The sequence below is a fragment of the Vibrio sp. R10-SG3-ISO10 genome (assembly GCF_059834185.1).
Genome location: NZ_JCBDHG010000012.1, coordinates 195,697 through 218,765 on the forward strand (window position 1 = coordinate 195,697; position 23,069 = coordinate 218,765).

Annotated in this window: 24 protein-coding genes; 5 read left to right on the forward strand and 19 right to left on the reverse strand. The window is 44.8% G+C overall.

The window, feature by feature from the left end; translation table 11 throughout:
- Window positions 1-101: 101 nt before the first annotated feature.
- Window positions 102-485 (forward strand): DUF3461 family protein, encoded by a 384-nt coding sequence (locus tag AC6R16_RS06415; RefSeq protein ID WP_004744783.1) that lies wholly within the window; start codon window positions 102-104, stop codon window positions 483-485.
- Window positions 486-739: 254 nt separating this feature from the next.
- Here the strand turns inward: AC6R16_RS06415 and pgpA are convergent, their stop codons facing one another.
- From pgpA to vcdP, 15 genes are all read right to left on the reverse strand, one after another.
- Complete coding sequence (gene pgpA, locus AC6R16_RS06420) at window positions 740-1,246, reverse strand: phosphatidylglycerophosphatase A (protein WP_500673915.1); 507 nt, start codon at window positions 1,244-1,246, stop codon at window positions 740-742.
- 12 nt (window positions 1,247-1,258) lie between these two features.
- Window positions 1,259-2,224: a thiamine-phosphate kinase gene (gene thiL, locus AC6R16_RS06425; protein ID WP_500673916.1), complete on the reverse strand. Its 966-nt coding sequence runs from the start codon at window positions 2,222-2,224 to the stop codon at window positions 1,259-1,261.
- Between the two features lie 74 nt (window positions 2,225-2,298).
- Window positions 2,299-2,766 (reverse strand): transcription antitermination factor NusB, encoded by a 468-nt coding sequence (nusB, locus tag AC6R16_RS06430; protein ID WP_004744878.1) that lies wholly within the window; start codon window positions 2,764-2,766, stop codon window positions 2,299-2,301.
- A complete protein-coding gene (gene ribH / locus AC6R16_RS06435; RefSeq protein WP_004415274.1) occupies window positions 2,766-3,236 on the reverse strand; it encodes a 6,7-dimethyl-8-ribityllumazine synthase in 471 nt (156 codons plus the stop codon). The genes nusB and ribH overlap by 1 nt, the downstream gene beginning before the upstream one ends.
- A gap of 208 nt (window positions 3,237-3,444) precedes the next feature.
- Window positions 3,445-4,554 carry a bifunctional 3,4-dihydroxy-2-butanone-4-phosphate synthase/GTP cyclohydrolase II gene (ribBA, locus tag AC6R16_RS06440; RefSeq protein ID WP_500673917.1) on the reverse strand — a complete coding sequence of 370 codons (1,110 nt, stop codon included), beginning with the start codon at window positions 4,552-4,554 and terminating at the stop codon, window positions 3,445-3,447.
- A gap of 66 nt (window positions 4,555-4,620) precedes the next feature.
- Window positions 4,621-5,271: a riboflavin synthase gene (locus AC6R16_RS06445; RefSeq protein WP_500673918.1), complete on the reverse strand. Its 651-nt coding sequence runs from the start codon at window positions 5,269-5,271 to the stop codon at window positions 4,621-4,623.
- A gap of 2 nt (window positions 5,272-5,273) precedes the next feature.
- Window positions 5,274-6,380 (reverse strand): bifunctional diaminohydroxyphosphoribosylaminopyrimidine deaminase/5-amino-6-(5-phosphoribosylamino)uracil reductase RibD, encoded by a 1,107-nt coding sequence (ribD, locus tag AC6R16_RS06450; protein ID WP_500673919.1) that lies wholly within the window; start codon window positions 6,378-6,380, stop codon window positions 5,274-5,276.
- Window positions 6,381-6,392: 12 nt separating this feature from the next.
- Window positions 6,393-6,842, reverse strand: coding sequence for a transcriptional regulator NrdR (gene nrdR, locus AC6R16_RS06455; RefSeq protein WP_004744882.1), 450 nt, complete (start codon window positions 6,840-6,842; stop codon window positions 6,393-6,395).
- Between the two features lie 104 nt (window positions 6,843-6,946).
- Window positions 6,947-8,197 carry a glutamate-5-semialdehyde dehydrogenase gene (locus tag AC6R16_RS06460; protein ID WP_500673920.1) on the reverse strand — a complete coding sequence of 417 codons (1,251 nt, stop codon included), beginning with the start codon at window positions 8,195-8,197 and terminating at the stop codon, window positions 6,947-6,949.
- An 11-nt stretch (window positions 8,198-8,208) separates the two neighbouring features.
- Window positions 8,209-9,342 carry a glutamate 5-kinase gene (gene proB, locus AC6R16_RS06465; protein ID WP_004744884.1) on the reverse strand — a complete coding sequence of 378 codons (1,134 nt, stop codon included), beginning with the start codon at window positions 9,340-9,342 and terminating at the stop codon, window positions 8,209-8,211.
- Between the two features lie 167 nt (window positions 9,343-9,509).
- A complete protein-coding gene (gene crl / locus AC6R16_RS06470) occupies window positions 9,510-9,899 on the reverse strand; it encodes a sigma factor-binding protein Crl (protein ID WP_500673921.1) in 390 nt (129 codons plus the stop codon).
- 103 nt (window positions 9,900-10,002) lie between these two features.
- Window positions 10,003-11,250 carry an esterase FrsA gene (frsA, locus tag AC6R16_RS06475; RefSeq protein ID WP_500673922.1) on the reverse strand — a complete coding sequence of 416 codons (1,248 nt, stop codon included), beginning with the start codon at window positions 11,248-11,250 and terminating at the stop codon, window positions 10,003-10,005.
- Window positions 11,251-11,350: 100 nt separating this feature from the next.
- Entirely contained in the window at window positions 11,351-11,815 is a 465-nt protein-coding gene (gpt, locus tag AC6R16_RS06480) for a xanthine phosphoribosyltransferase (RefSeq protein ID WP_004744887.1), read from the reverse strand.
- 237 nt (window positions 11,816-12,052) lie between these two features.
- A complete protein-coding gene (locus AC6R16_RS06485) occupies window positions 12,053-13,342 on the reverse strand; it encodes an NCS2 family permease (RefSeq protein WP_500673923.1) in 1,290 nt (429 codons plus the stop codon).
- A gap of 479 nt (window positions 13,343-13,821) precedes the next feature.
- Window positions 13,822-13,908: a small protein VcdP gene (gene vcdP, locus AC6R16_RS06490; RefSeq protein WP_500642210.1), complete on the reverse strand. Its 87-nt coding sequence runs from the start codon at window positions 13,906-13,908 to the stop codon at window positions 13,822-13,824.
- Between the two features lie 465 nt (window positions 13,909-14,373).
- Here vcdP and AC6R16_RS06495 point away from each other — a divergent pair, with 465 nt between their 5' ends.
- From AC6R16_RS06495 to AC6R16_RS06510, 4 genes are all read left to right on the forward strand, one after another.
- On the forward strand, window positions 14,374-15,846 hold the full coding sequence (locus AC6R16_RS06495) for an aminoacyl-histidine dipeptidase (protein WP_500673924.1): 1,473 nt from the start codon (window positions 14,374-14,376) through the stop codon (window positions 15,844-15,846).
- 276 nt (window positions 15,847-16,122) lie between these two features.
- Complete coding sequence (locus AC6R16_RS06500; RefSeq protein WP_500641568.1) at window positions 16,123-16,563, forward strand: ATP-dependent zinc protease family protein; 441 nt, start codon at window positions 16,123-16,125, stop codon at window positions 16,561-16,563.
- Window positions 16,563-17,468, forward strand: a complete 906-nt coding sequence (gene rimK / locus AC6R16_RS06505; RefSeq protein WP_272785581.1) for a 30S ribosomal protein S6--L-glutamate ligase — start codon at window positions 16,563-16,565, stop codon at window positions 17,466-17,468. The genes AC6R16_RS06500 and rimK overlap by 1 nt, the downstream gene beginning before the upstream one ends.
- On the forward strand, window positions 17,428-18,522 hold the full coding sequence (locus AC6R16_RS06510) for a succinylglutamate desuccinylase/aspartoacylase family protein (RefSeq protein ID WP_500673925.1): 1,095 nt from the start codon (window positions 17,428-17,430) through the stop codon (window positions 18,520-18,522). The genes rimK and AC6R16_RS06510 overlap by 41 nt, the downstream gene beginning before the upstream one ends.
- 69 nt (window positions 18,523-18,591) lie before the next feature.
- Here the strand turns inward: AC6R16_RS06510 and AC6R16_RS06515 are convergent, their stop codons facing one another.
- The 4 genes from AC6R16_RS06515 to AC6R16_RS06530 all read right to left on the reverse strand — a co-directional run bounded on the left by AC6R16_RS06515 (window position 18,592) and on the right by AC6R16_RS06530 (window position 23,016).
- On the reverse strand, window positions 18,592-19,956 hold the full coding sequence (locus AC6R16_RS06515) for a sodium-dependent transporter (protein ID WP_272785583.1): 1,365 nt from the start codon (window positions 19,954-19,956) through the stop codon (window positions 18,592-18,594).
- A 111-nt stretch (window positions 19,957-20,067) separates the two neighbouring features.
- Window positions 20,068-21,621: a sensor domain-containing diguanylate cyclase gene (locus AC6R16_RS06520; protein WP_500673926.1), complete on the reverse strand. Its 1,554-nt coding sequence runs from the start codon at window positions 21,619-21,621 to the stop codon at window positions 20,068-20,070.
- 119 nt (window positions 21,622-21,740) lie between these two features.
- Window positions 21,741-22,484, reverse strand: a complete 744-nt coding sequence (locus tag AC6R16_RS06525) for a YggN family protein (protein WP_500673927.1) — start codon at window positions 22,482-22,484, stop codon at window positions 21,741-21,743.
- Between the two features lie 55 nt (window positions 22,485-22,539).
- On the reverse strand, window positions 22,540-23,016 hold the full coding sequence (locus tag AC6R16_RS06530) for a transcription elongation factor (protein ID WP_500673928.1): 477 nt from the start codon (window positions 23,014-23,016) through the stop codon (window positions 22,540-22,542).
- Window positions 23,017-23,069: the final 53 nt, after the last annotated feature.

Consider the following 23,069-nt stretch of genomic DNA (forward strand, 5'->3'; position numbering starts at 1 on the left):
CTGTCTACCACGATCATAGGCTGCTACATTAATAGTGAATTGTTCATTCCCTGCTCATTTTTGGGGTAGGGATAATTACTGCAACACAATAGAGGTAGCCTATGTATCCACACCTCACTGGTTTAGGTATTCACGATCCTAAACAAATTGAGCGCTATTCCCTTCGTCAAGAAGCGCACAAGGATGTGTTAAAAATCTATTTTCGTAAGCAAAAAGGTGAGCTGTTTGCGAAAAGCGTCAAGTTCAAGTACCCGCGACAGGTGAAAAATGTCCTTGTCGACAGCGGCAGTCACAAGTACAAAGAAGTCACGGAAATTAACCGTAACCTCACTCTCGTTATCGATGAGCTAAACAAACTGACGAAACCTGAAAAAGCGGTCGAAGTTGATGTTAAAGAGAAGATACTGTCTGACCTACGTCATCTAGAGAAAGTCGTTTCAAGTAAGATTGCAGAGATTGAAGCGGATTTAGATAAGCTGAAGTAAAGGAACGCTGCGCTCCGAGATTCGAGAGCGCTTCGCTTCGAGAAATCTAGTTATTTCAGAGGGTTGATGTGAGAGCATCAACCTTTTTTGTTTGCGAACGCTTCGCTATGGATAACTGGATAACTGGATAACTGGATAACTGGATAACTAAAGTTGCTCCGATGTTGTTAAGGAATCAACTCTAGTTTCCAGCAGGGCGAAGCCCGATCCCGTTTTCCAGAAACGAAGTGTTCCATAGGGCAACGCCTGTTCCCTTACATCAACCACCCCGCGTATTTACCGACCAGATAAAGGGCCACACCTGCCATCACGCCTGCGACGATATCATCAAGCATAATACCTAAACCGCCGTGGACTCGCTTGTCTAACCAGCCAATAGGCCAAGGTTTTACCATATCGAAGAAACGAAATAGAACAAAACCTGTCAGTAACCACTTCCAATCTGTCGCAGAAAGGTTAAACAGTGGCACCACCAGCATAGTAATCCAAAAACCTGCGAATTCATCCCAGACAATCGAGCCATGGTCATGCACGCCCATATCATCAGAGGTAATTTGACAAATCTTGATACCAATAAAGCACGAGGCGATGACGGCAATCACATACAGTGGCAGTGGTAGCTGAACAAGTAATAAATAAAAAGGGATAGCTGCTAAGGTACCCATCGTGCCGGGAACAACAGGCGATAATCCGCTACCAAATCCGGTTGCCAATAAGTGCCACGGATTCTTTAGAGAAATAAGAGTTAAAGGGTTAGTCATAGTTAATACTGTTTACTTGAAGTGATCATAGCCACTCAGATCCCAATCAATCGGTTGGCCGCTGTTATGGAGTTCAAATGTTCCTTGTGGGCGAATTTGCCCAATACAGGTAACCTTAGCGCCACAGTGGGCCAAAGCACTCTCAATTGAACCCTTGTTCTGCTCTGGTACGGTAAAACACAGCTCATACTCTTCACCGCTCGACAGCGCATATTGCTGAGCTTGAGAGTCCGAACCTAAGAATTGAACAAGTTCATTAGAAATAGGCAAGCTTGAAACGTCAAGACTAACGCCAACCTGAGAGCGTTGCAAAATGTGTTTTATGTCTGAGATAACACCGTCAGAAATGTCTATCGCCGAACTTGCAAGATCAAGCAGAGCCTGACCGACGAGCACTCTTGGCTCTGACAGGTAATGACGCTGTTCTAGCTCTTGCGCAAAGGGCTTGCTGCGCAGGTCGGAATCCAGAATAACATCTAGCCCAGCTTGGCTATCCCCTAAATCTCCTGTTACATAAACCCAGTCGCCAACTTGCGCTCCATCCCGACGCAGTGCTTTATCAGCATCAACCAAACCTTGTACAGTTAAAGTTAAACTCAATGGACCTTTGGTTGTATCCCCGCCTATCAGCTGAATACCGAAATAATCAGCCAACGCAAAGAAGGCGTCACAAAATGGTGCTAGCCAAGCTTCGTCGGGTTCAGGCATTGTCAGGGCAAATGAAACCCAAGCAGGAGTTGCTCCCATCGCAGCCAAATCGCTAATATTCGAAGCCAGTGCCTTGTGCGCTACCCATGCAGGGTTAGCATTGGCAAGAAAATGAGTTCCTGCCACCAAAGTATCGGTACTAATAGCGACAGAAAGATTGTGCGGCACTTTAACCAAAGCGCAGTCATCACCTGCGGCCAGCAAGACATCTTTACGCTGACTCTGGCGGCCGACAAAGTACTTGCCGATTAAATTAAACTCACCTGACATATCTTTCTTTTTCTGAATTAGTTTTACATATAAAAAAGGTCAGCAAATGCTGACCTTTTCATAATCTGAATCGACTATTTCTTACGTACGTGTGGTGCAGCTTTATCTAGCACACCATTGACGAATTTATGGCTCTCTTCAGCAGCGAATACTTTTGCAAGTTCAATCGCTTCGTTGATAACCACTTTGTAAGGTACATCTTCACGACGAGTCATTTCGTACATAGCAAGACGAAGCAGTGCTAGCTCCATCATGTCCAAGTCTTGCATTGGACGCGCTGTGTATGGACGAATCTTACAATCTAGCTCTGTGTGACTTAGCACAACACCTGTTAACAGGTCACGGAAGTATGCAACGTCTGTGTCTGGAGTAGAAAGTGCCGGCTCTGAAGCATGATGTTCTTCTTCATCATACTTACCACCTGACAAAAATTGCTCCTCGATAGTAGCAACATTTTCTTTAGTAATTTGCCAAGAGTAGATCGCTTGTAAAGCGAATCGACGTGCATTACGACGTGCGGCTGGTTTCACACTGGCCCCCATTAGGAATCGATTTCTGAAAGAACGTTAATCATCTCAAGTGCGCTTAGTGCAGCCTCTGCACCTTTATTACCAGCCTTGGTTCCTGCGCGCTCAATTGCTTGGTCAATTGTATCAACAGTCAGTACGCCGAAAGCAACTGGAAGAGAGTATTCCAGTGAAACTTGCGCAAGACCTTTGTTACATTCACTACAAACATAGTCGAAATGTGGAGTGCCGCCACGAATAACAGTGCCAAGAGATACGATTGCATCAAATTTGCCTGTTTTAGCTACGCGTTGAGCAACAAGTGGAAGTTCTACTGCACCTGGGCAGCGAACAACAGTGATGTTGTCTTCGCTAACTTGGCCATGACGTTTTAAAGTATCGATTGCACCAGACAATAGACTTTCGTTAATAAAACTGTTGAAACGAGAAATAACGATAGCAATTTTTGCGTTTGGCGCTGGGAAGCCACCCTCGATCACTTTCATAAGCCTTCCTTTAACTATGTTCATCAAGTGAGAATCGCCGGATTCTAGCACAAATCTGTGAGCAATATCTAATAGAAATTAGCACAAATGGGTTTGCTGAATAATTCCAAGCGAGAGATTAAATTTCGCTTCATTGCCTGACAATGAAGCAACAAAATAAGAGCTTCGGCTAAAGTTTTGATTCCGCGAAGCTCTCTTAAGTAAATTGTTATTCGCAAACGTACTCAACAACGTTGAGACCAAAGCCACCCAATGCGTGATACTTCTTATTGGTTGACGAAAGTAAGCGCATATCGTGTACACCAAGGTCTTGCAAAATCTGCGAGCCGACACCGACACGACGTGACGTGCCTTGTTTCTTAGCCAGTGTTGGCGCTTCGCCTTTATCTTGAGCTTCAAACATCTTAACGCGATGAATCAGTAGATCGGTTGACTCTTCATTACCAAGAATGACCAGTACCCCACCCTCTTTGCCAATACGAGTCATCGCTTTATCTAGCGTCCAGCTACGCTCAGCATTACGGTCACTACGTAGTAAGTCTGTAAAGGTGTCTTGCAGGTGCACACGGACTAGTGGTGTTTCATTTTCCACATCACCTTTGCGCAGTGCATAGTGAACTTGGTTATCAATAGTGTCACGGTAAGTCACAAGATCAAACTCACCATATTCCGTTGGCAGTTTACACTCTGCTACGCGTTCAATGGTTGTCTCAGTATTGTTGCGGTACTCGATAAGGTCAGCAATTGTGCCGAGCTTAATGTCATGCTTTTCAGCAAAGATTTCTAAGTCAGGGCGACGCGCCATAGTGCCGTCATCATTTAGGATTTCAACAATCACCCCTGATGGCTCCAAACCAGCAAGTTTTGCCAGATCACAGCCTGCTTCTGTGTGACCTGCGCGAGTTAGCACGCCACCTTCTTGCGCTGCTAGCGGGAAGATATGTCCCGGCTGTACAAGATCGGAAGCCTTCGCATCTTTCGCGACAGCCGCTTGCACAGTACGCGCGCGATCGGCAGCAGAAATACCCGTAGTAACACCTTCAGCTGCTTCAATAGATACCGTAAAGTTGGTTGTGTACTGAGCATTGTTGTCTTGCACCATTGGCGGCAAGCCCAAACGCTCACAACGCTCTTTAGTCATGGTTAAACAAATCAAACCACGACCATAGGTCGCCATGAAGTTAATCGCTTCAGGGGTAACATGCTCGGCAGCCATGATCAGATCGCCTTCGTTTTCACGATCTTCATCATCCATTAGGATGACCATTTTTCCTAAGCGGATATCTTCGATAATTTCTTGAGGCGTACTAATTGGCATTTTGGTATTCCTATTGTTATAGCTTGAGCGAATATGTTTTATTGTCGGCGACGCTTACATGACTTGTTACGCAAAACCGTTCTGTTGTAAGAAGTCCATGGTAATACGGGACTCAGGTTGTTCTTGTTGGCTTGTTAGCAGGCGCTCCATATAGCGTGCAAGTACATCTACTTCTAGATTAACTTTACGCCCAACATGGAAGTCCGCAATAGTTGTCTCTTCGCCAGTGTGTGGAACAATGGTCAGCTTAAATGCGTTTTTACGTAAATCGTTGACCGTCAGGCTGATACCATCAACAGTGATTGAGCCCTTCTCGGCAACGTATTTAGCAATGTCCGCTGGCATCGCAACCCAAAACTCAATCGCGCGGCCAACCATATTACGTTCAACAATTTCACCAACACCATCAACGTGACCAGAGACAATGTGTCCACCAAATCGTGTGGTTGGCAACATGGCTTTTTCAAGATTCACTTTGTCGCCGGCTTGATAATCGGTAAACCCTGTCTTCTGGAGTGTCTCTAATGACAAGTCAGCGGTGTAACTGGTCTGTGTGAAGTCAACAACCGTCAAACAAACACCGTTGGTTGCGATACTGTCACCCAATTTTACATCTGACATATCTAGTTTGCCGACTTCAACCGTCACACTGATGTCTTCGCCTTTTGGCGTTATCGCAGTAAGAGTACCTACTGCTTCTACAATACCTGTAAACATGATTACGATTCTTTGTTGTTTAACGTGGCAATGATGCGGATATCTTTCCCCACCTGCCTTACATCTTGAATATTTAGGTCAAGGACATGCGCCATAGATTCTAAGCCTAGAGCACCAAATAGACCACGACCATCACTTCCCATTATTTTAGGCGCGAGATAAATGACTAGCTCATCAACAAGGTTCTGTTTAATCAAGCTGCTTGCTAGTGTTGCCCCAGCTTCAACCCATAAGTGGTTGATATTATGCTGCTGAGAAAGTGCTTTAAACGTCGCGCTCAAATCCAACTGCTGATTCGCGTCAAGCTCAGGTGTGAGCTCTCCATTTGGTGCGACTGTGATGATCTCTCCATCCACCTTAAACAGTTTAAGATCTGGAGTCAGGGTTTGCTGTCGATCCAAGATAACACGAACAGGTTGACGTAGGTTTGCTAGGTCGTAATGAGACTGGAGAGAAGGTGGTAAATCGTCCCAACGAACATTGAGTGAAGCATTATCTTCAATCACTGTTTTACTCGTCGATAAGATAGCGCCACTTTGAGCACGAAATTTCTGCACATCTTGACGCGCTTGAGGTGATGTTATCCACTGACTTTGGCCATTTTGTAAAGCCGTTTGACCATCTAAGCTGGCAGCCATTTTTAGCTGCACAAATGGCATACCTGTTTTCATCTTCTTAATGAAAGCAGGGTTAAGCGCCAGTGCATCTTGCTCTAATAGCCCAACCTCAACCTCGATACCGGCATCGCGCAACATTTTGATCCCACGCCCCGCCACAACAGGGTTAGGGTCTTGCATTGCACAAATAACTTTTGCTACTTGCGCCTTAATCAAACCTTCAGCACATGGAGGAGTGCGTCCATAGTGAGAACAAGGCTCTAAAGTCACGTAGGCAGTCGCACCGACCGTTTTGTCACCTGCCATTCGCATTGCATGGACTTCAGCGTGAGGTTCACCCGCTCGGAAGTGGAAGCCCTCACCGACAATCTGATCATTATTGACGATCACACAGCCCACATTAGGGTTAGGTGCAGTGGTATAAATGCCGCCTTTCGCAAGGTCAATAGCGCGCGACATCATTTGAATATCTTGGGGAGTAAATTGTGCCATAGGAGTCTGTTTTTAATCTTCGAGTCGAGCGATTTCTTCACCAAATTCGCGGATATCTTCAAAGCTACGATATACCGATGCAAAACGAATATAGGCAACTTTATCGAGCTCTTTAAGCTGATCCATCACTAGATTGCCAATCATTTCACTCGGCACTTCACGCTCACCTGTTGCACGTAGCTGAGATTTAATCAGGCTAATAGCAACATCTACGGCATCAGCACTCACTGGGCGTTTTTCCAAAGCACGCTGCAAACCACCGACCATTTTATCTTCGTTAAATGGCTCGCGATTGCCATTAGACTTGATCACTCTTGGCATCACTAATTCAGCCGTTTCAAAAGTCGTAAAGCGTTCACTACACGCTAAGCACTGACGACGACGACGAACCTGATGGCCATCAGCCACCAAACGAGAATCGATCACCTTAGTATCATTCTCGGAACAAAAAGGACAATGCATATCACCTCCATATAAGTGATAGACAGTTTACCGGATTAAACAAAGCTAGCAAAAGCAAAAGGGGCTAGATAGCCCCTTTTTCAACCAATGTGTAGCAAGATTTGTTAACTGCGCGGCAAGTAGTTCGCTTTGCCTACCCACTTGTAGCTGGTTAACTCTTCTAAACCCATAGGACCACGAGCATGAAGCTTCTGAGTAGAGACCGCCACTTCGGCACCTAAACCGAACTGAGCACCATCAGTAAAACGCGTTGATGCATTGACATAAACGGCAGCAGAGCCAACCGAGTTAATAAACAGCTCTGAGTTTTCTAAGCTGTTAGTCATGATCGCATCAGAGTGGCTAGCATTGTGTACACGCATATGGTCAATCGCTTCCTCAACGCCAGAAACAACCTTCACGCCCAAAGTGAAACTTAACCATTCTGTATCGAAATCACCTTCAGCCACATCACGCAACTCTTTAGCATCACCAAGTAGGGCCTTAGCTTTCGGCTCTGCGACCAATGCCACCTTGTCATTTAAGCGTGCCGCTAACATAGGTAAAAACTCTGCCGCAACTTGCTCGTGAACAAGTAAGGTATCGAGTGCATTACATGCTGAAGGACGCTGTACTTTCGCGTTCTCGACCACTTCTAAAGATTTAGCTAGATCAGCACTTTCATCAACGAAGATATGACTAATACCAAAACCACCAATAATCACCGGAATCGTGCTGTTTTCCTTACACATCTTGTGCAGGCCAGCTCCGCCACGCGGAATAATCATATCCACATAGTCATCCAGTTTTAGTAGCTGAGACACCAATTCACGGTCTGGTTTTTCGATGTACTGAACCGAAGCCGCTGGCAATTCCGCTTTCGCCAAAGCAGATTGAATAACCTTAACCAACTCCATGTTGGAGAAGAAGGTCTCTTTGCCGCCACGAAGAATACTGGCATTACCGGTTTTCAAACACAGAGCCGCGATATCAATTGTGACATTTGGGCGCGCTTCGTAGATAACACCTACCACGCCAAGTGGCACGCGGCGGCGAGACAAGGACATGCCATTTTCAAGCACTTTACTGTCTAGTTCACTGCCTACAGGGTCATTTAAGCTAATTACATTGCGCACATCATTCGCGATGCCTGTTAAACGCTCTGTATTTAACAATAAGCGATCAAGTAGCGCTTCCGTCAGCCCTGCTTCGCGGCCTTTCTCAATATCTTTTGCGTTAGCGGCTAAGATAGTCTCAGCATTCGCTTCTAGTTCATCGGCAATAATTGCCAGAGCTTGGTTCTTTTGCGCTGTTGACGCTGTAGCTAGTTGGAAAGCCGCTTCTTTAGCCGCTTTACCCATTGAAATCAGTTCCACTTTCTCTTTCCTTACTCTTGGATTACGACCATATCATCACGGTGAAGCACTTCATTGCCGTAGTCGTAGCCTAAAATTCCAATAATATCTTTACTATGCTTACCCACTATCTTCGCCATATCTTGGCTTGAGTAGCTTGCAATACCGCGAGCGATCAAGGTGCCTTTGTTATCGGTCACGCGTACAACATCACCGCGAGCAAACTGTCCACTGACTTTGGTTAGACCTTTGGCAAGTAAGCTACTTCCTTTGCCCACCACAGCATTAACCGCACCATCATCAATCACGATGTCGCCTGAAGCCGCAGGGCCTGCAAGAATCCAGCGTTTACGGTTTTCTAATGCTTCAGCACAAGGTAAGAAACGCGTGCCTTGTGGATTGTCACCCAGTGAGTCAAACACCACATTTGGTGCACTACCCGCAGCGATAATCACTTCAATCCCAGCACGACGCGCAATGTCTGCCGCCTGCAGTTTCGTCGCCATACCACCCGTACCTAGCGTAGTACCACTGCCACCAGCAATTTTGCGTAAGGTGTCGTCGATGGTTTTGACTTCCTTGATCAACTCTGCATTTGGGTCTTTGCGTGGATCTGCGGTGAATAACCCTTTCTGGTCAGTTAACAGCAAAAGCTTGTCTGCGCCGCATAAGATGCCAACCAATGCTGAAAGGTTGTCGTTGTCACCTACTTTGATTTCACTGGTGGCGACCGCATCATTTTCATTAACCACTGGAATAATGTCATTTTCTACCAGTGCATTGATCGTATCGCGCGCATTCAAAAAGCGCTCACGATCTTCAAGATCGGCGCGAGTTAGCAACATTTGGCCGATTTTTAGGCCATAAATAGCAAACAGTGATTCCCAAGTTTGAATCAACTGGCTCTGGCCAACCGCCGCCAACAACTGTTTGCTTGCCATAGAGTTGGGCAGTGCGGGGTATCCTAGGTGCTCACGTCCGGCTGCAATTGCACCAGACGAAACCATAACCACTGAGTGGCCTTGTTTTTTCAGCTCAGCACATTGACGAACCAACTCAACCATATGAGCGCGATCCAACTCCAATGTGCCACCAGTTAAAACACTAGTACCTAGTTTAACCACCACAGTCTGAGACTGAGAGGCTTTTCCGCTTTGTTTAGTCATTGCCTTTCTACTATGAAAAAAATAAAAATCGTCACAATCAAGAATCGCATTCATTGGCGAGAAAGATTGATTAGACCTGATGTTTTAGCAATCTACTGATAAATTCACAAGCAGAAAAGGCGCTAAAAAGCGCCTTTTTGGTCAAGAAGAATGATAAGCAAAGAAATTTAGACGAATTCGACAGATTCTTCGTGCATATTGACGGCGATTTCAAACTCGCTGTTTAGTGTATCAACCAGTTTCTGATGAAACACCTCCTGAGTTCGAGTCACATCTTCAATGGCTTTCTTAGGCAGCGACTTCTCTTGCCAGTCACCGGTTGTATCATAAAGGCCAGAGCGATAACGCGCTTCAAACGCTTCACCATTGCGCTCCAGCTCTAACCACCAGCCCCAAAATTCACGCTGCTCTGGTGATTTCTTGTCATTGACGCATACAGATAAGCAGTCAAATAAATACGCATCTTCCTTACTCTGTGACTCTCGTAAGTAAGGACCAATAGCTCTCAGTGTCGACAATAAGCGGTAATGGGTCGGACTTTTCGTCTGTTCAGACATAATGAATCTCCATATTCATTTCCTTATTTTTATACAGAGCGACTCAGGACTAGAAAGTCTGGGTAGCTCGTATACTTAAGTGTTGTCTAAATTAGTCGAAATGTCATCTAATTAGCTCCTCCTCCAACCACTTGATCGCTAAATCGAGGGATTGCTCATATCCTTGTGTAATTGTCTTGGCACTAATTTTCTTTGCTTTACCGTAGTCACTAAACAGCGCCACCATTTGGTTATCGCTGTGTGGCGAAACAGGGTCGTGCTCTAGGCTCATCGCTAAGATAGGCACCCGCGTCTTACGGCTGCCGAGAATACCTTGCACCTTAAGTGACCAAGCCATCAGCTGGCCGGCCAAGCTATGAATATCGACCGCATTCTTACCAATGCGTGATGCCAACATGTCCAAATACATCTTGGGCATTTTTTTGAGCTTTTCTGGTGAAGAGAGTACGTCATGAATAGGCGCGCCAAGCGAGACACACGCTTTAATTTTGTCTTGCTCGATAAACGATAGGCGCACCATGGCATTACCACCAAAGCGAAAGCCAATCAAACCTACACGATGGTGATCAACCCATGGAATATTGTACAACTCGTTTAATACCACTTGATGAAGACATGAGGTGTCTTCAGTCATATTCCAATGAGTGTTATGACCTATCGACGGCATATCAACAGTCAACATCGCGATATTCTTTTCAGAAAGATAGTTTTTAAACAGGTTCCAAAGATCCGTTTGCAAGCTATCTAAGCCCGCACTGACCATTACGACAGGCTGAGGCTTATCTGTACTGGTCAAGTGCAAGTGAGCGACGATGGTTTTACGCTGATACGGGATTTCAATGCGTTTAACGATGTACTTGGTTTTATTTGTCGCTTCGGTGTAAGCGCTGCTCGCCAACACTTGAGCCTGAATCGCCAAGTTATCATTTTTTAAGTGTGGGTAACCAGCAATGCTAAAGCACAAAGAAGCATTAAACATTTCATCAGCGGCCTCTTCGCCTTTTAGTTGAGCAGATCGCTTCTGGTGTAGCATGCCCAGTTTTATCCACTCATAAGTCCAATTACCGCTGTGGTAGCCCATGACGGTATCGAGCCACTCATCATGAGTACGAGAGTGCTTGGAAGCGGCAATTTTAGCTAGCACAGCTTCAATTTCGATCGGATCAAGGCCTTGCCAAGCCCATTGCATACGACGCAAGTTGCGATACCACTTAAAGCCATCCTCTTCTCGTTTTTGATCTAAGAAGGTTTCACTGGTTGGCATATATTGCGTGAGCGCCGAAGTCTCTTTGGCTTGTTTATGGTTAGCAAACAGAGACTCCGAGAGGTTCTTACTGACTTCCTCAGACATGGGCGATGACCTAAATAATTACGTTTATTAAATAGTAATAAAAAAAATGACCCAAGAAAGGGTCATTTATCAAGAAAGTGTCGCTATGTTGCTCAATCAGTTACTTTTGCTTGCGATTGATTGGCTCAATGTACTGAATTGACATATCCCATGGCTGCTCGATCCATGTGTCTTGAGCAATATCAACCACGTAGTCGTCAAGTAACTCAACACCAGCTGGCTTAGCACATACTGCGATCAATTTTGCTTTCGGGTACATTTCACGCAGTTTACGCGCCGTATCACCGCTATCTACTAGGTCTTCAACGATTAGGAAACCTTCACCGTCACCCTCTGGTGCTTTTACAACAGTCATATCACGTTGGTGGTCATGGTCGTAGCTTGAGATACAGATAGTATCTACGTGACGAATACCTAGCTCACGAGCCAAGATTGCACCCGGCACTAGACCACCACGGCTTACCGCCCAAATTCCTTTCCATTGCTCTGCTGGCATTTGTTTTTCCGCCAACTCACGACAAAGTGTGTGCATTTGGTCCCAAGTGATAATGAATTTTTTACTCATTGTAATAACCTAATAGTTTTAAAATCTGCATCCCCTCAACACGTCAATGAAGTTTGGACGATTGCAACAGGCAAGTCTGGGGAAAAGCTACGCAAACGTTTATTTTAACGCAGGCGCTATACAATACCAATGGGGAATTTGTCCCTACGGCAAAAATAATCGCCATAACAGAGACTCCATTATGGCGAAAAATAGTGTACTGCCGACATTTAGCGAACGAAATCGCTAAAGCGAAAACTAAGCCACTAAATACTTAATGATGAATACTGCTGATAGTACCCATACACTGATTGACACTTCGCGACCACGGCCACTCAGTAGTTTGATTGCAGCGTAAGAGATAAAGCCAAGCGCAATACCTTCTGCAATTGAGTAAGTCAGCGGCATGAGTAAACAGGTCACGACAACAGGTGCCGCTTCTGTTAAGTCGCGCCAATCAACACTAACCAGCCCAGACATCATCAGAATAGCAACATAGAAAAGTGCACCTGCCGTTGCGTACGCTGGAATCATTCCAGCAAGTGGCGAGAAAAACAGAGCCAGAAGGAATAGTACACCAACGACAACAGCAGTCAGACCTGTACGCCCACCCGCTGCAACACCAGCCGTGGACTCAACATAAGAAGTGGTGCTTGACGTACCAATCATTGCGCCAACAGATGTCGCAGTCGAGTCAGCAAGTAGCGCTTTGCTTAGACGAGGAAGTTTGCCATCTTCTTTAATCAGGTTCGCTTTTGTCGCAACACCCACCAAAGTACCTGCAGTATCAAACAGATCGACAAATAGGAAAGCGAACACAACCGAGATCATTCCGACTTCGAAGACGTCAGCAATGTTCATTTGCATAAAGGTCGGAGCAACACTTGGCGGCGTTGACATAATTCCGCCCCATTGAACGTCACCGACGATCAAACCCAATGCCGTAATCGCGAGAATCGCAATCATTACCGCACCACGTACACCACGGTAAACCAAGCCAATAGTTAGGAAGAAACCTAATGCCGCTAATGCAGGTTGCAGGCCTGTGATATGACCAAGACCAACTAATGTGGCAGGGTTATCAACCACAATACCTGAGTTTTGTAGGCCAATAAACGCAAGGAACAAACCGATACCTGCTGAGATACCCGTACGCAGTGACATAGGAATCGAGTTAATGATCCACTCACGAACCTTGAAAATACTCAAAGCCATGAAGATGATACCGGAAACAAAAACAGCACCTAAAGCGACTTGCCATGAGTGGCCCATACCGAGAACAACGCCATAGGTAAAGAAGGCGTTAAGTCCCATACCAGGTGCAAGTGCAATTGGGTAGTTGGCAACGAAACCCATGATGAAACAGCCAATTGCCGCCGCAAGACAGGTTGCAACAAATACAGCGCCTTTATCCATACCAGCGTCTGCAAGCATCGCAGGGTTGACAAAGATGATGTAAGCCATCGTCAAGAAGGTGGTCACACCTGCAATGATCTCAGTTTTAACGTTTGTGCCGTTTTCACTGAGCTTGAACAGTTTTTCGAACATAATCGAATCCTAAAAGGGTAAAAAGTAAACGGTTGCGTAATCGATTGGCACGAATTATAAAGTCATCAAATAGTAAATTCCAGATAGAATTAAGACTCTAATCAATATTTGTACTGTTCATTACCGATTTCAAACAAAACACAAGTGATGAAACAAAGGAAAAAACTTTATATTTCATACATTAATTTCCTTTATGAATTAAATTTCAAAAAGGTGTTTTTTTATACCATGTCATAAACTTTCAACGGCATTTAGGATATTTATGCTTATCACAATATGTGTTTATGCGAATAAAACAGAGAGATATGAATTAGCGGTGGGAAACCATAGAGTTTGTGGGCAAATTTTGAGCGCACTTTTGCTTAGATAAAAAAACGCCACTCAATTTGAGTGGCGGTTGAATCATGTCAGCGATAAAAGCTGTAAAAAAATTCCAATAATAGGGGTGAACAAACTGTTCGAGAGTCACAAGCTAGGGTTTAGTAACCGAAGCTTGTTGGGTAAGTAAAGCTGCCTGTGTAAACAGAGTTGTTTAGCCAGAATGCTGCACTTGGTAAACCTTTCATAACTATCACCTTCTAAATCAATTAAAACAGATTACAAATATTGATTTCTCGGTTCCTTGGAGGCGACAAATCGGACTCATCCTTTGAGCATTTTCTCTTCGCTTTCGAAGTTGGTTATAAATATACCCCAAAGAAATTTAATTACAAGCATAAAAGTGATAAGAGTCACAAAAAGTTCAAAAACTGACTTAGATCAAATGAAATTTGTAATTTAATTACAGATGTATCAATTTATTGTTTGGGTTTAGTACAAACGTCACCTCATCATTAACACACCCCGTGTCAATTAGAATCTACAATTTGTGATTACATCGAAACATTTGCTTGCCGCTTTTACTACACCCTTTAGTCAGGGAGTGCTATTCTGTGCTCCTCTACCCAATAGGTCAGATTTAGGTTTTTGTGCCAGATGAATAGCAAAAATCAAACACATAATCTGGCATTATTCTTTTTAAGGAGTCATCCGTGTCTGAATTCCATTCTGAAATCAGCAGCTTATCACCTGCTCCACTTTGGCAATTTTTCGATAAGATCTGTTCTATCCCTCACCCTTCAAAACACGAAGAAGCCCTAGCACAATACATCGTTGATTGGGCTAAAGAGCAAGGCTTAGATGTTCGCCGCGATCCTACGGGCAACGTTTTCATTAAAAAGCCTGCTACAGCGGGCATGGAAAATAAGAAAGGTGTCGTACTGCAAGCACACATCGATATGGTGCCACAGAAGAATGAAGACACAGATCATGACTTCACAAAAGATCCGATTCAACCATACATTGATGGTGAGTGGGTAACAGCGAAAGGAACCACACTAGGCGCTGACAATGGTATGGGTATGGCATCTTGTCTTGCGGTACTGGCTTCAACAGAAATCAAGCACGGTCCAATTGAAGTGCTGCTAACGGTAGACGAAGAAGCAGGCATGACAGGCGCATTCGGTCTTGAAGCCGGTTGGTTAGAAGGTGATATTCTTCTTAACACCGATTCAGAGCAAGAAGGCGAAGTCTACATGGGCTGTGCTGGCGGTATTGATGGTGAAATGTCTTTCGATATCAAACGCGAAGCGCTTCCAGCAGGCTTTACAACTCGCCAGCTGATTCTAAAAGGTTTAAAAGGTGGTCACTCAGGCTGTGACATTCATACTGGTCGTGGCAATGCCAATAAACTACTTGCTCGCTTCCTAGCAGGTCACGCGCAAGAACTTGACCTTCGTCTTGTCGAGTTCCGTGGTGGTAGCCTGCGCAACGCTATTCCTCGTGAAGCGTTCGTAACGGTAGCAGTACCAGCGGAAAATGAAGCAAAGCTTGCTGAGTTGTTCGAGTTCTACACTAACCTACTTCGTACAGAGCTAGGTAAAGTGGAAACAGACATCGTTTCATTCAACCAAGCGATCGACACAGAGACACAAGTACTAGCGGTTGCCGACCAGCAGCGTTTCATCGACGCATTAAATGCATGCCCTAACGGCGTGATTCGCATGAGCGATGAAATTGAAGGCGTAGTTGAAACGTCTTTAAACGTCGGTGTAGTGACCACTGAAGCAAACCAAATCCAAGTGTTGTGCTTAGTTCGTTCTTTGATTGACTCTGGCCGTCAACAAGTAGAAGGCATGCTGACTTCTGTTGCTGAACTGGCAGGTGCTCAAATTGAGTTCTCAGGTGCTTACCCAGGTTGGAAACCAGACGCAGACTCAGAGATCATGGCTATCTTCCGTGACATGTACGAAGGCATCTACGGCCATAAGCCAAACATCATGGTTATTCACGCTGGTCTTGAGTGTGGCCTGTTCAAAGAACCTTACCCGAACATGGACATGGTATCATTTGGCCCAACCATCAAGTTCCCACACTCACCAGATGAGAAAGTGAAGATTGATACTGTTGCCCTATTCTGGGATCAAATGGTTGCCCTATTGGAAGCGATTCCTGAAAAAGCGTAATTTCCATTACTAAATCTAATCCTAAAAGCCAGCTTGCATAAGCTGGCTTTTCTATTTCTGTCCCTCACTAAACCATAAATATTTTTTGTCGTCACGGTGATTTCTTTTCGTTAGTCAGCACGAATCATGGTTGCTACAGTCGCCCTCCTTGAAGCACCTAAGGGTAAATTCTCTGCCCTCTTCAGGCACTACACTCGGCATAAAACGACCGTGTTAAGTTGGGGATGCTCACTTCAATCGAGCATCTTAAATACTCTCTAAATTATTATTACTGCGATGAAAGAAAAACTACTTGTTGGTTGGCGAGAGACCCTCAGCTTACCGAGCCTTGGTATTGACAAAATTAATGCAAAAATCGATACCGGAGCCAAGACCTCGTGTTTACACGCATTCAAAGTAGAGAGCTTTAAGAAGGACGAAGCTCAATGGGTTCGCTTCTGGATCCACCCAATTCAGCATAATACGGACGTAGAAATTATGTGTGAGTCTGAAGTCATTGATGAGCGTATTGTTCGCGACTCAGGTGGCCATGAAGAATCGCGTTATGTGATCAGCTCTAGTTTGAGCATTGGTGGCGAAACTTGGCCAATTGAAATTACCTTAACTAATCGCGAAAACATGGCTTTTCGTATGTTGTTAGGCCGTACAGCAATGCACAACCGCATCGTTGTTGACCCTGTTGAATCGTTTTTAGTCCCTTTCGAGGAAAGCAAATAATGAAAATTGGTATTTTATCTCGTAACGCTAGCTTGTACTCAACCAAGCGTTTGATTGAAGCGGCAAAAAACCGTGGCCATGAGGTAAAAGTCATCGATGCACTTCGTTGCTACATGAACATCAATTCAGACAAACCTGAAATTCACTTTAAAGGTGAAGAGCTATCTGGTTTCGATGCCATCATTCCTCGTATTGGCGCTTCTGTCACTTTCTATGGCACAGCGGTACTGCGTCAATTTGAAATGATGGGCGTTTACCCAGTTAACGAGTCGGTGGCTATTACTCGCTCACGCGACAAGCTTCGCTCTATGCAGCTACTGTCACGTAAAGGTATCGGCATGCCTATCACTGGCTTTGCAAGCAAACCTGATGACGTAAAAGACCTGCTTGAAATGGTTGGCGGTGCGCCAGTTGTTATTAAGCTACTAGAAGGTACTCAAGGTATCGGTGTAGTTCTGGCTGAAACTCGTAAAGCAGCAGAAAGCGTGGTTGAAGCATTCATGGGCCTAAAAGCAAACATCATGGTGCAAGAGTACATTAAAGAAGCGGGCGGTGCTGATATTCGTTGCTTTGTGATTGGCGACAAAGTGATCGCTGCGATGAAGCGTCAAGGTGCAGAAGGCGAGTTTCGCTCTAACCTCCACCGTGGTGGCAGCGCATCGTTAATTAAGATTACTCCAGAAGAGCGCCGTACTGCGGTCGCGGCAGCGAAAATAATGGGTCTAAATGTGGCTGGGGTGGATCTACTAAGATCAGACCGTGGTCCATTAGTCATGGAAGTAAACTCATCTCCAGGTCTTGAAGGTATTGAGGCCGCAACTGGTAAAGACATTGCTGGAATGATTGTCGAATTTATTGAGAAAAATGCGGCAAGCAAAAGGACTAAAACTCGTGGCAAAGGCTAAAAAGAATAGCGCATTTGAATTTCTCGGCGAGTCTATCTCGCCGGGAGAGCGTAAGGTTGTTGAGTTAGAAGCTGCGAAGCTTTATACCCATTCGCCTTTATCGATCCCTGTTGAGATCATCAATGGTAAGCAAGCAGGACCAGTCTTAATGGTCAATGCAGCTATCCATGGTGATGAGCTTAACGGCGTTGAGATTGTACGCCAGTTGATCAACACCATTGATGCTAGCAAGCTCAAAGGTACCGTGATTGCTGTGCCAATTGTCAACGTATTTGGCTTTATTCATAAATCGCGTTATCTACCGGATCGACGCGATCTAAACCGCTGCTTCCCGGGCAGTGAGAAAGGCTCGTTAGCGTCACGTATGGCGAATACTTTCTTCTCTCAGGTCGCTAAGCGCTGTGATTACATTCTGGACTTACACACGGGTGCGATTCACCGCACTAACCTGCCACAAATTCGCGCAGATTTAAGTAATCCAGAAACACTTCGTATTGCTCAGGCGTTCGCTACGCCAGTGATCGTTGATGCTCCACTACGTGATGGTTCTCTGCGTAGCGAGGCTGAACGCCTGAGCATTCCGGTTCTGACTTACGAAGCGGGCGAAGCATTACGCTTTGAGCCAATTTGTATCAGTGCGGGTTTCATCGGTGTACAACGTGTGATGCAGGCGATTGGCATGCTGCGCTCAAGCCGTAAAAAGCTGCCAACACCAGTGATTGCCAAGTCCACTAGCTGGCTACGTGCTGAAAGTGACGGCATTCTACGAACTGTAGTGACGTTAGGCGAAAAAGTAGAAAAAGGTCAGGTGCTGGCTTACATCAGTGCGCCATTAGGCCACAGTGAGATTGAGCTCACCGCTCGCAAAGGCGGTATTGTTATCGGTCAACAGACACTACCTTTGGTCAACGAAGGCGATGCAATCTTCCACTTAGCTTACTTTGAGCAAGATGACGAAGAAGTGGAACAAGTGGTTGAAGAGTTCATTGAAGAGGTTACTGACCTTGACGTTGATCCTTTAACAACTGGCCAAATCAACGCCCCTGCTCAGTAAACTGAAGCTGTTAAAAACAAAAAGCCCGCATATCACTATGCGGGCTTTTTATTGTCTATCGCTTTCCTGTTAGCCAAATGAAGCCCAGATAACCGTCGCGACTAGAATCGGACAAACAAACTTCACGTAGGCAGGCCATAACTTACCAAACCAACCTTGAGTAAACTCAGGACAGCCTTGCTCTAGCTCTTTAATCTTAGAGTGACGATTCCATACCCAACCGCCAAATAGGCAGAACAAGAGCGCTGCTGCTGGCTGAAGGTATTGGGTTGCGACCATCGCCACCAAGCCAAACATGGCCGCAAAGTTGTAGACAATCACCACACTGAACAGTGCAATCAAGCCACCTAACACCCAGCTTGTTGGTGTTCTCTTGGTGTTAAAACGCTCACTCACTAAAGCAACCGGACACTCCAGCATAGAGATGGATGATGTTAGTGCGGCAATGGTTAGTAGTAAGAAAAATACAATCGCAAACAACTGGCCGAGCAAGCCTAAGCTATCGAACATGAGTGGTAACACGGTAAACACTAGAGTATCTGAGCTAAGCAATGAGCCATCTTCAGCGTATATCTGTACCCCTTTTTGCATCGCAACAAACATAGCAGGCATAACCACAAGACCAGCAATAAAGGCGACTGCGGTATCTACTAAGGTAACGTTCATTGCCATCTTAGGCAGGTTCTCTTTTTTGCTCAGATAAGAACCGTAGATCAGCATCGAACAACCACCGATAGTTAGCGAGAAGAAGCCCTGCCCCATCGCCGCTAAGATCAGTTTACGATCCATCACTTTTTCAAAATCTGGAATCAAGTAGTGCTTCAAGCCTTCCATCGCACCGTTTTGCGTCATGATGTAAATGAATAGCAGAGCAAACAAAACAAATAGCGCGGGCATCAGTCGAGTTGACCACTTTTCGATCCCCTGCTTAACGCCACCTTGAACAATGAGCACAGTGAGAACGTAAAAAGTAATCGTACCGAAAAGATTGCGCTCGACACTAAAGCCTTTAAACCAAGCGGTCGCAGCTTCCATACCTAAAACATCTGTAATGGCACCAAGTAAGAAGCAAATCAACCAACCACCGACGATACTATAAAAAGCAAGCACGGCACTTGGCACACTTAGTCCAATCCAACCAACAGCTGCGCCTACTCTTTTTCCTGCTGGATTCGCCGTTAAAGAGCGCATACTGTCAACAGGGTTAGCCTGACCATGACGACCAATCGCCATTTCAACGACCAACATAGGAAAAGCGACCACTAGGATCATCACTAGATAAACCAGTAAGAAGGCACCGCCACCGTTGCTTGCTGCTTGAGTTGGGAAACCCCATATATTGCCTAAACCAACCGCGGCACCTGCTGCGGCAAGAATAAATCCGAGACGCGAACCAAAATGTTCGCGAGATTGAGAATTGTCTACTTGTGCCATACCACTTAAATTGCACCAATGAACTAGCTGACTAGTACATTAATACAAAACGCCAATATTCACAATTAAAATAGCAAATCGTTAGGTAGATAAGGTTAAGTTATAGCCGATTTAACTCGTAACGTTCAGTTTACGCGTTGACTCTACTAAGTAAGGCTTGATCTTCGCTCTATTTCTTCCACTGTGTTTAGCTTCATAGAGCGCACTGTCGGCCACAAGGAAAATATCGTGCTGATTGTCGAGAGGTTGACTCGCACAATCCGCAACCCCCACAGATATTGTGACATATTGCGCAGTAGGCGAGTGTTCATGGGTAATGGCGAGGCTATTTATCGCCGAGAGCAACGCATCCGCTTCCCGCTTATTGTTGATTGGTTGCTCGGAGGAAAGGAGGATACAAAATTCTTCTCCGCCGTACCTAGCAATAAACTTGTCACAACTCGATTTGACGTTAGATAAATGGGTTGCCACTTCACTTAAAATAAAATCCCCTTCAAGGTGACCATAGTTATCATTGAAAGATTTAAAGTGGTCGATATCGATCAAGACAACACTCACATGCTGACTTTGTGAACATGACTTGAGTTGCTGCCAATAAGCTTGAAGTTTGCGTCGGTTACCTACTTTAGTTAACGCATCATGAGTCGATAACCATTCCAGCTCACTTCTACTCTGTTCTAACTCACCAAAAACCTCATTAATACGGCTAGCGAAATCACGCATTTCATGGGAAATAAACTGATCTTCTTCGGTGATAGTTTGGCTATCTTTATTGAGATTACACAACGCAAATCTCGCTTGCTTGATCGGTTTAATCATCACATGCACAACACACAAATTAAAACCAAACATAAATACAGCAAAAGCGAGCACAGCTGACAGCTCACCCCATGTGATAAACGAAGGCATGGTGACACTATGATTTATCACAATACACACCGTTGAATTGTTCTGATAATCCAACCGTTCGAGAATGGTTATATTCTCTCGATTAGCAACCTCCGCAGCTTCTGCTTGTTGCTTGGTGTAAATTTCGACATTGATGCCCGTTGCTTGCTTTAGCATTCGTACAAAGCTACCGCCAATCGGCTTTATAAACATCATATAACCACGGTCACAGTCCGCACCATCACTATCACAGATCCTTGACGTTGCGAGGAGAGCGGGCTGATCATCAAAAACAAGAAACTTAACAAACGGAGTGATCTTGTCGGTTCTGGATTTCAAACTATCGGCTAACAATGCACCAAATTTATAGCGAATTTCTTCGTAGGAACGATCCTGCTGAGCCTTTACGTCGTAATGACGACCCCAGATTAAACTAACATTGGGATCAAAAATGAATACACCACTCAGTTGCTGAGAGGTAAAGGTATGAGGGCTAATGCTGCGATCGGTAAACGTTTGATTAGGCGAATGAATAAAGTCAGTGATACTTTCCCATGCCGCATAGTTGATTAACGAACGGGCAAGTTCAGATTTCTGTAGATCGATGACAGTTTTAACTCGATTCACTTCCTCGGATTGCAGAAACTCAAAACGCTCAACCGCCTCATCATAGGTCCAGATATAGCGGAAAGAGAGATAACAAAAAACAAAAACACTCGCCATCATCAGCGAAGCAATAATCGTTAAATGTTTGAGAGATAGATGGGATATCTGCATCTAAACGTCATACCCTAAAAGCAAGAGCCCGAATTAAACACATTATTCACCAAGTTGTCTATAACAAGAGTGCCATAGGCACCCTGTTATGTGATCGCATACCTCGAGCAATCGTTACCTTAGATTGTGAAAATCTGATAATCCTTAAGCTCAGGTATCTTCTTATGCAGTTGTTGTTCTTGTTCCGCCATCTGATCTAGCGAGTCACAAAACTCTTCGCTTTGCTGCTCAACCTCAACCGCATGTTGCTTTAAGCGTTCAGCGATGCGCTCTTTTAGCTCACTCATCGAGTTCGCCATTTCGGTTAAGTTTAAACCACCCTCAGCTTTCATCTTTTCAGACATCGCATTGAATGCGCTAGCAATAAATTCTTCGTTAAACAATGCTTTCGCTTTTTCAAAATCTTCAGCCCATGTTTCACTTAATGAGCCAAAACTGTCTGCTGGCAGAACAAGATCACCATTGTTGTAGTAGCGCGCTTCAATATCAGCATAAAACTGCTTCATGGATTGCTTAACACCTTCGAACGCTTCTGGTGCATCAAAGCTCACCGCCACGTCATCAACAATATCATTGGCTAGCGCTAATCCATCCTGGGCAATCTTTTTCGCTCGAGGTAAGTAATCATTGAGATTTTCACGATACTGAGCAATCGCTTGCTGCTGCTCATTGTCTAGCTCTATCTTTTCACCGTGAATAAGTAGGTTATTGTTAGCGTCAACTACCGCTTTGTCACCACCGGTCTGCACGATTTCAATCCGCTCACCATTGAGGTGAATTTCATTTTTTAAATCTACTTTACACTGCGCAGCGTAAACTTGGCTTGAAAGCAGTATCGGTAAGGCTAGTATTACTTTCTTCATTGTCATTCCACTTAATTCATTAATTTCGAGCTTATCAAAAATGGCTCAAAGTATGTCAGCTGATAGTTTCTATCTCATAGCAATGCTCAATTTCACCAATCTTATAACTGATCTCATCTTCCACTTGTTTCGCTTTTAAAGCCTGACCAAGCGGAGATTCAAACGTAACTAGTACTATCATATGTTGTTGAAATTGGACTTTCATGCCACCAGCACATGGAGCGAGAAAGAACCAGTGACGATAGTCATCCAGATCAATCAATGAAACCAAACAGCCTAATCCAACGGTATTCGGCTCCTGAGGTAGCAGCAAGTTAGTCATAGCCCGAATTTCCTGCTCACACTCCTGCACCCGCATCGCTTGACCATGAGCCAAATAAGAAGCTTCAAGAGCTAACGTATCATATTTGTGTTCTGGAACCGTCTCTTCATCAGTGGCTGACTCGATCGCTCTTTGTGCAGAGCTCACTGCAACTTCCAATTTACGTTGCAGTTGCGAGAGAATTACTTGCCGCAGCTCTAATTTATTCATACTAAAATCGTGTTCCATTGCTCTGATAGCCTTTAGAATACCTGTGACCAAAG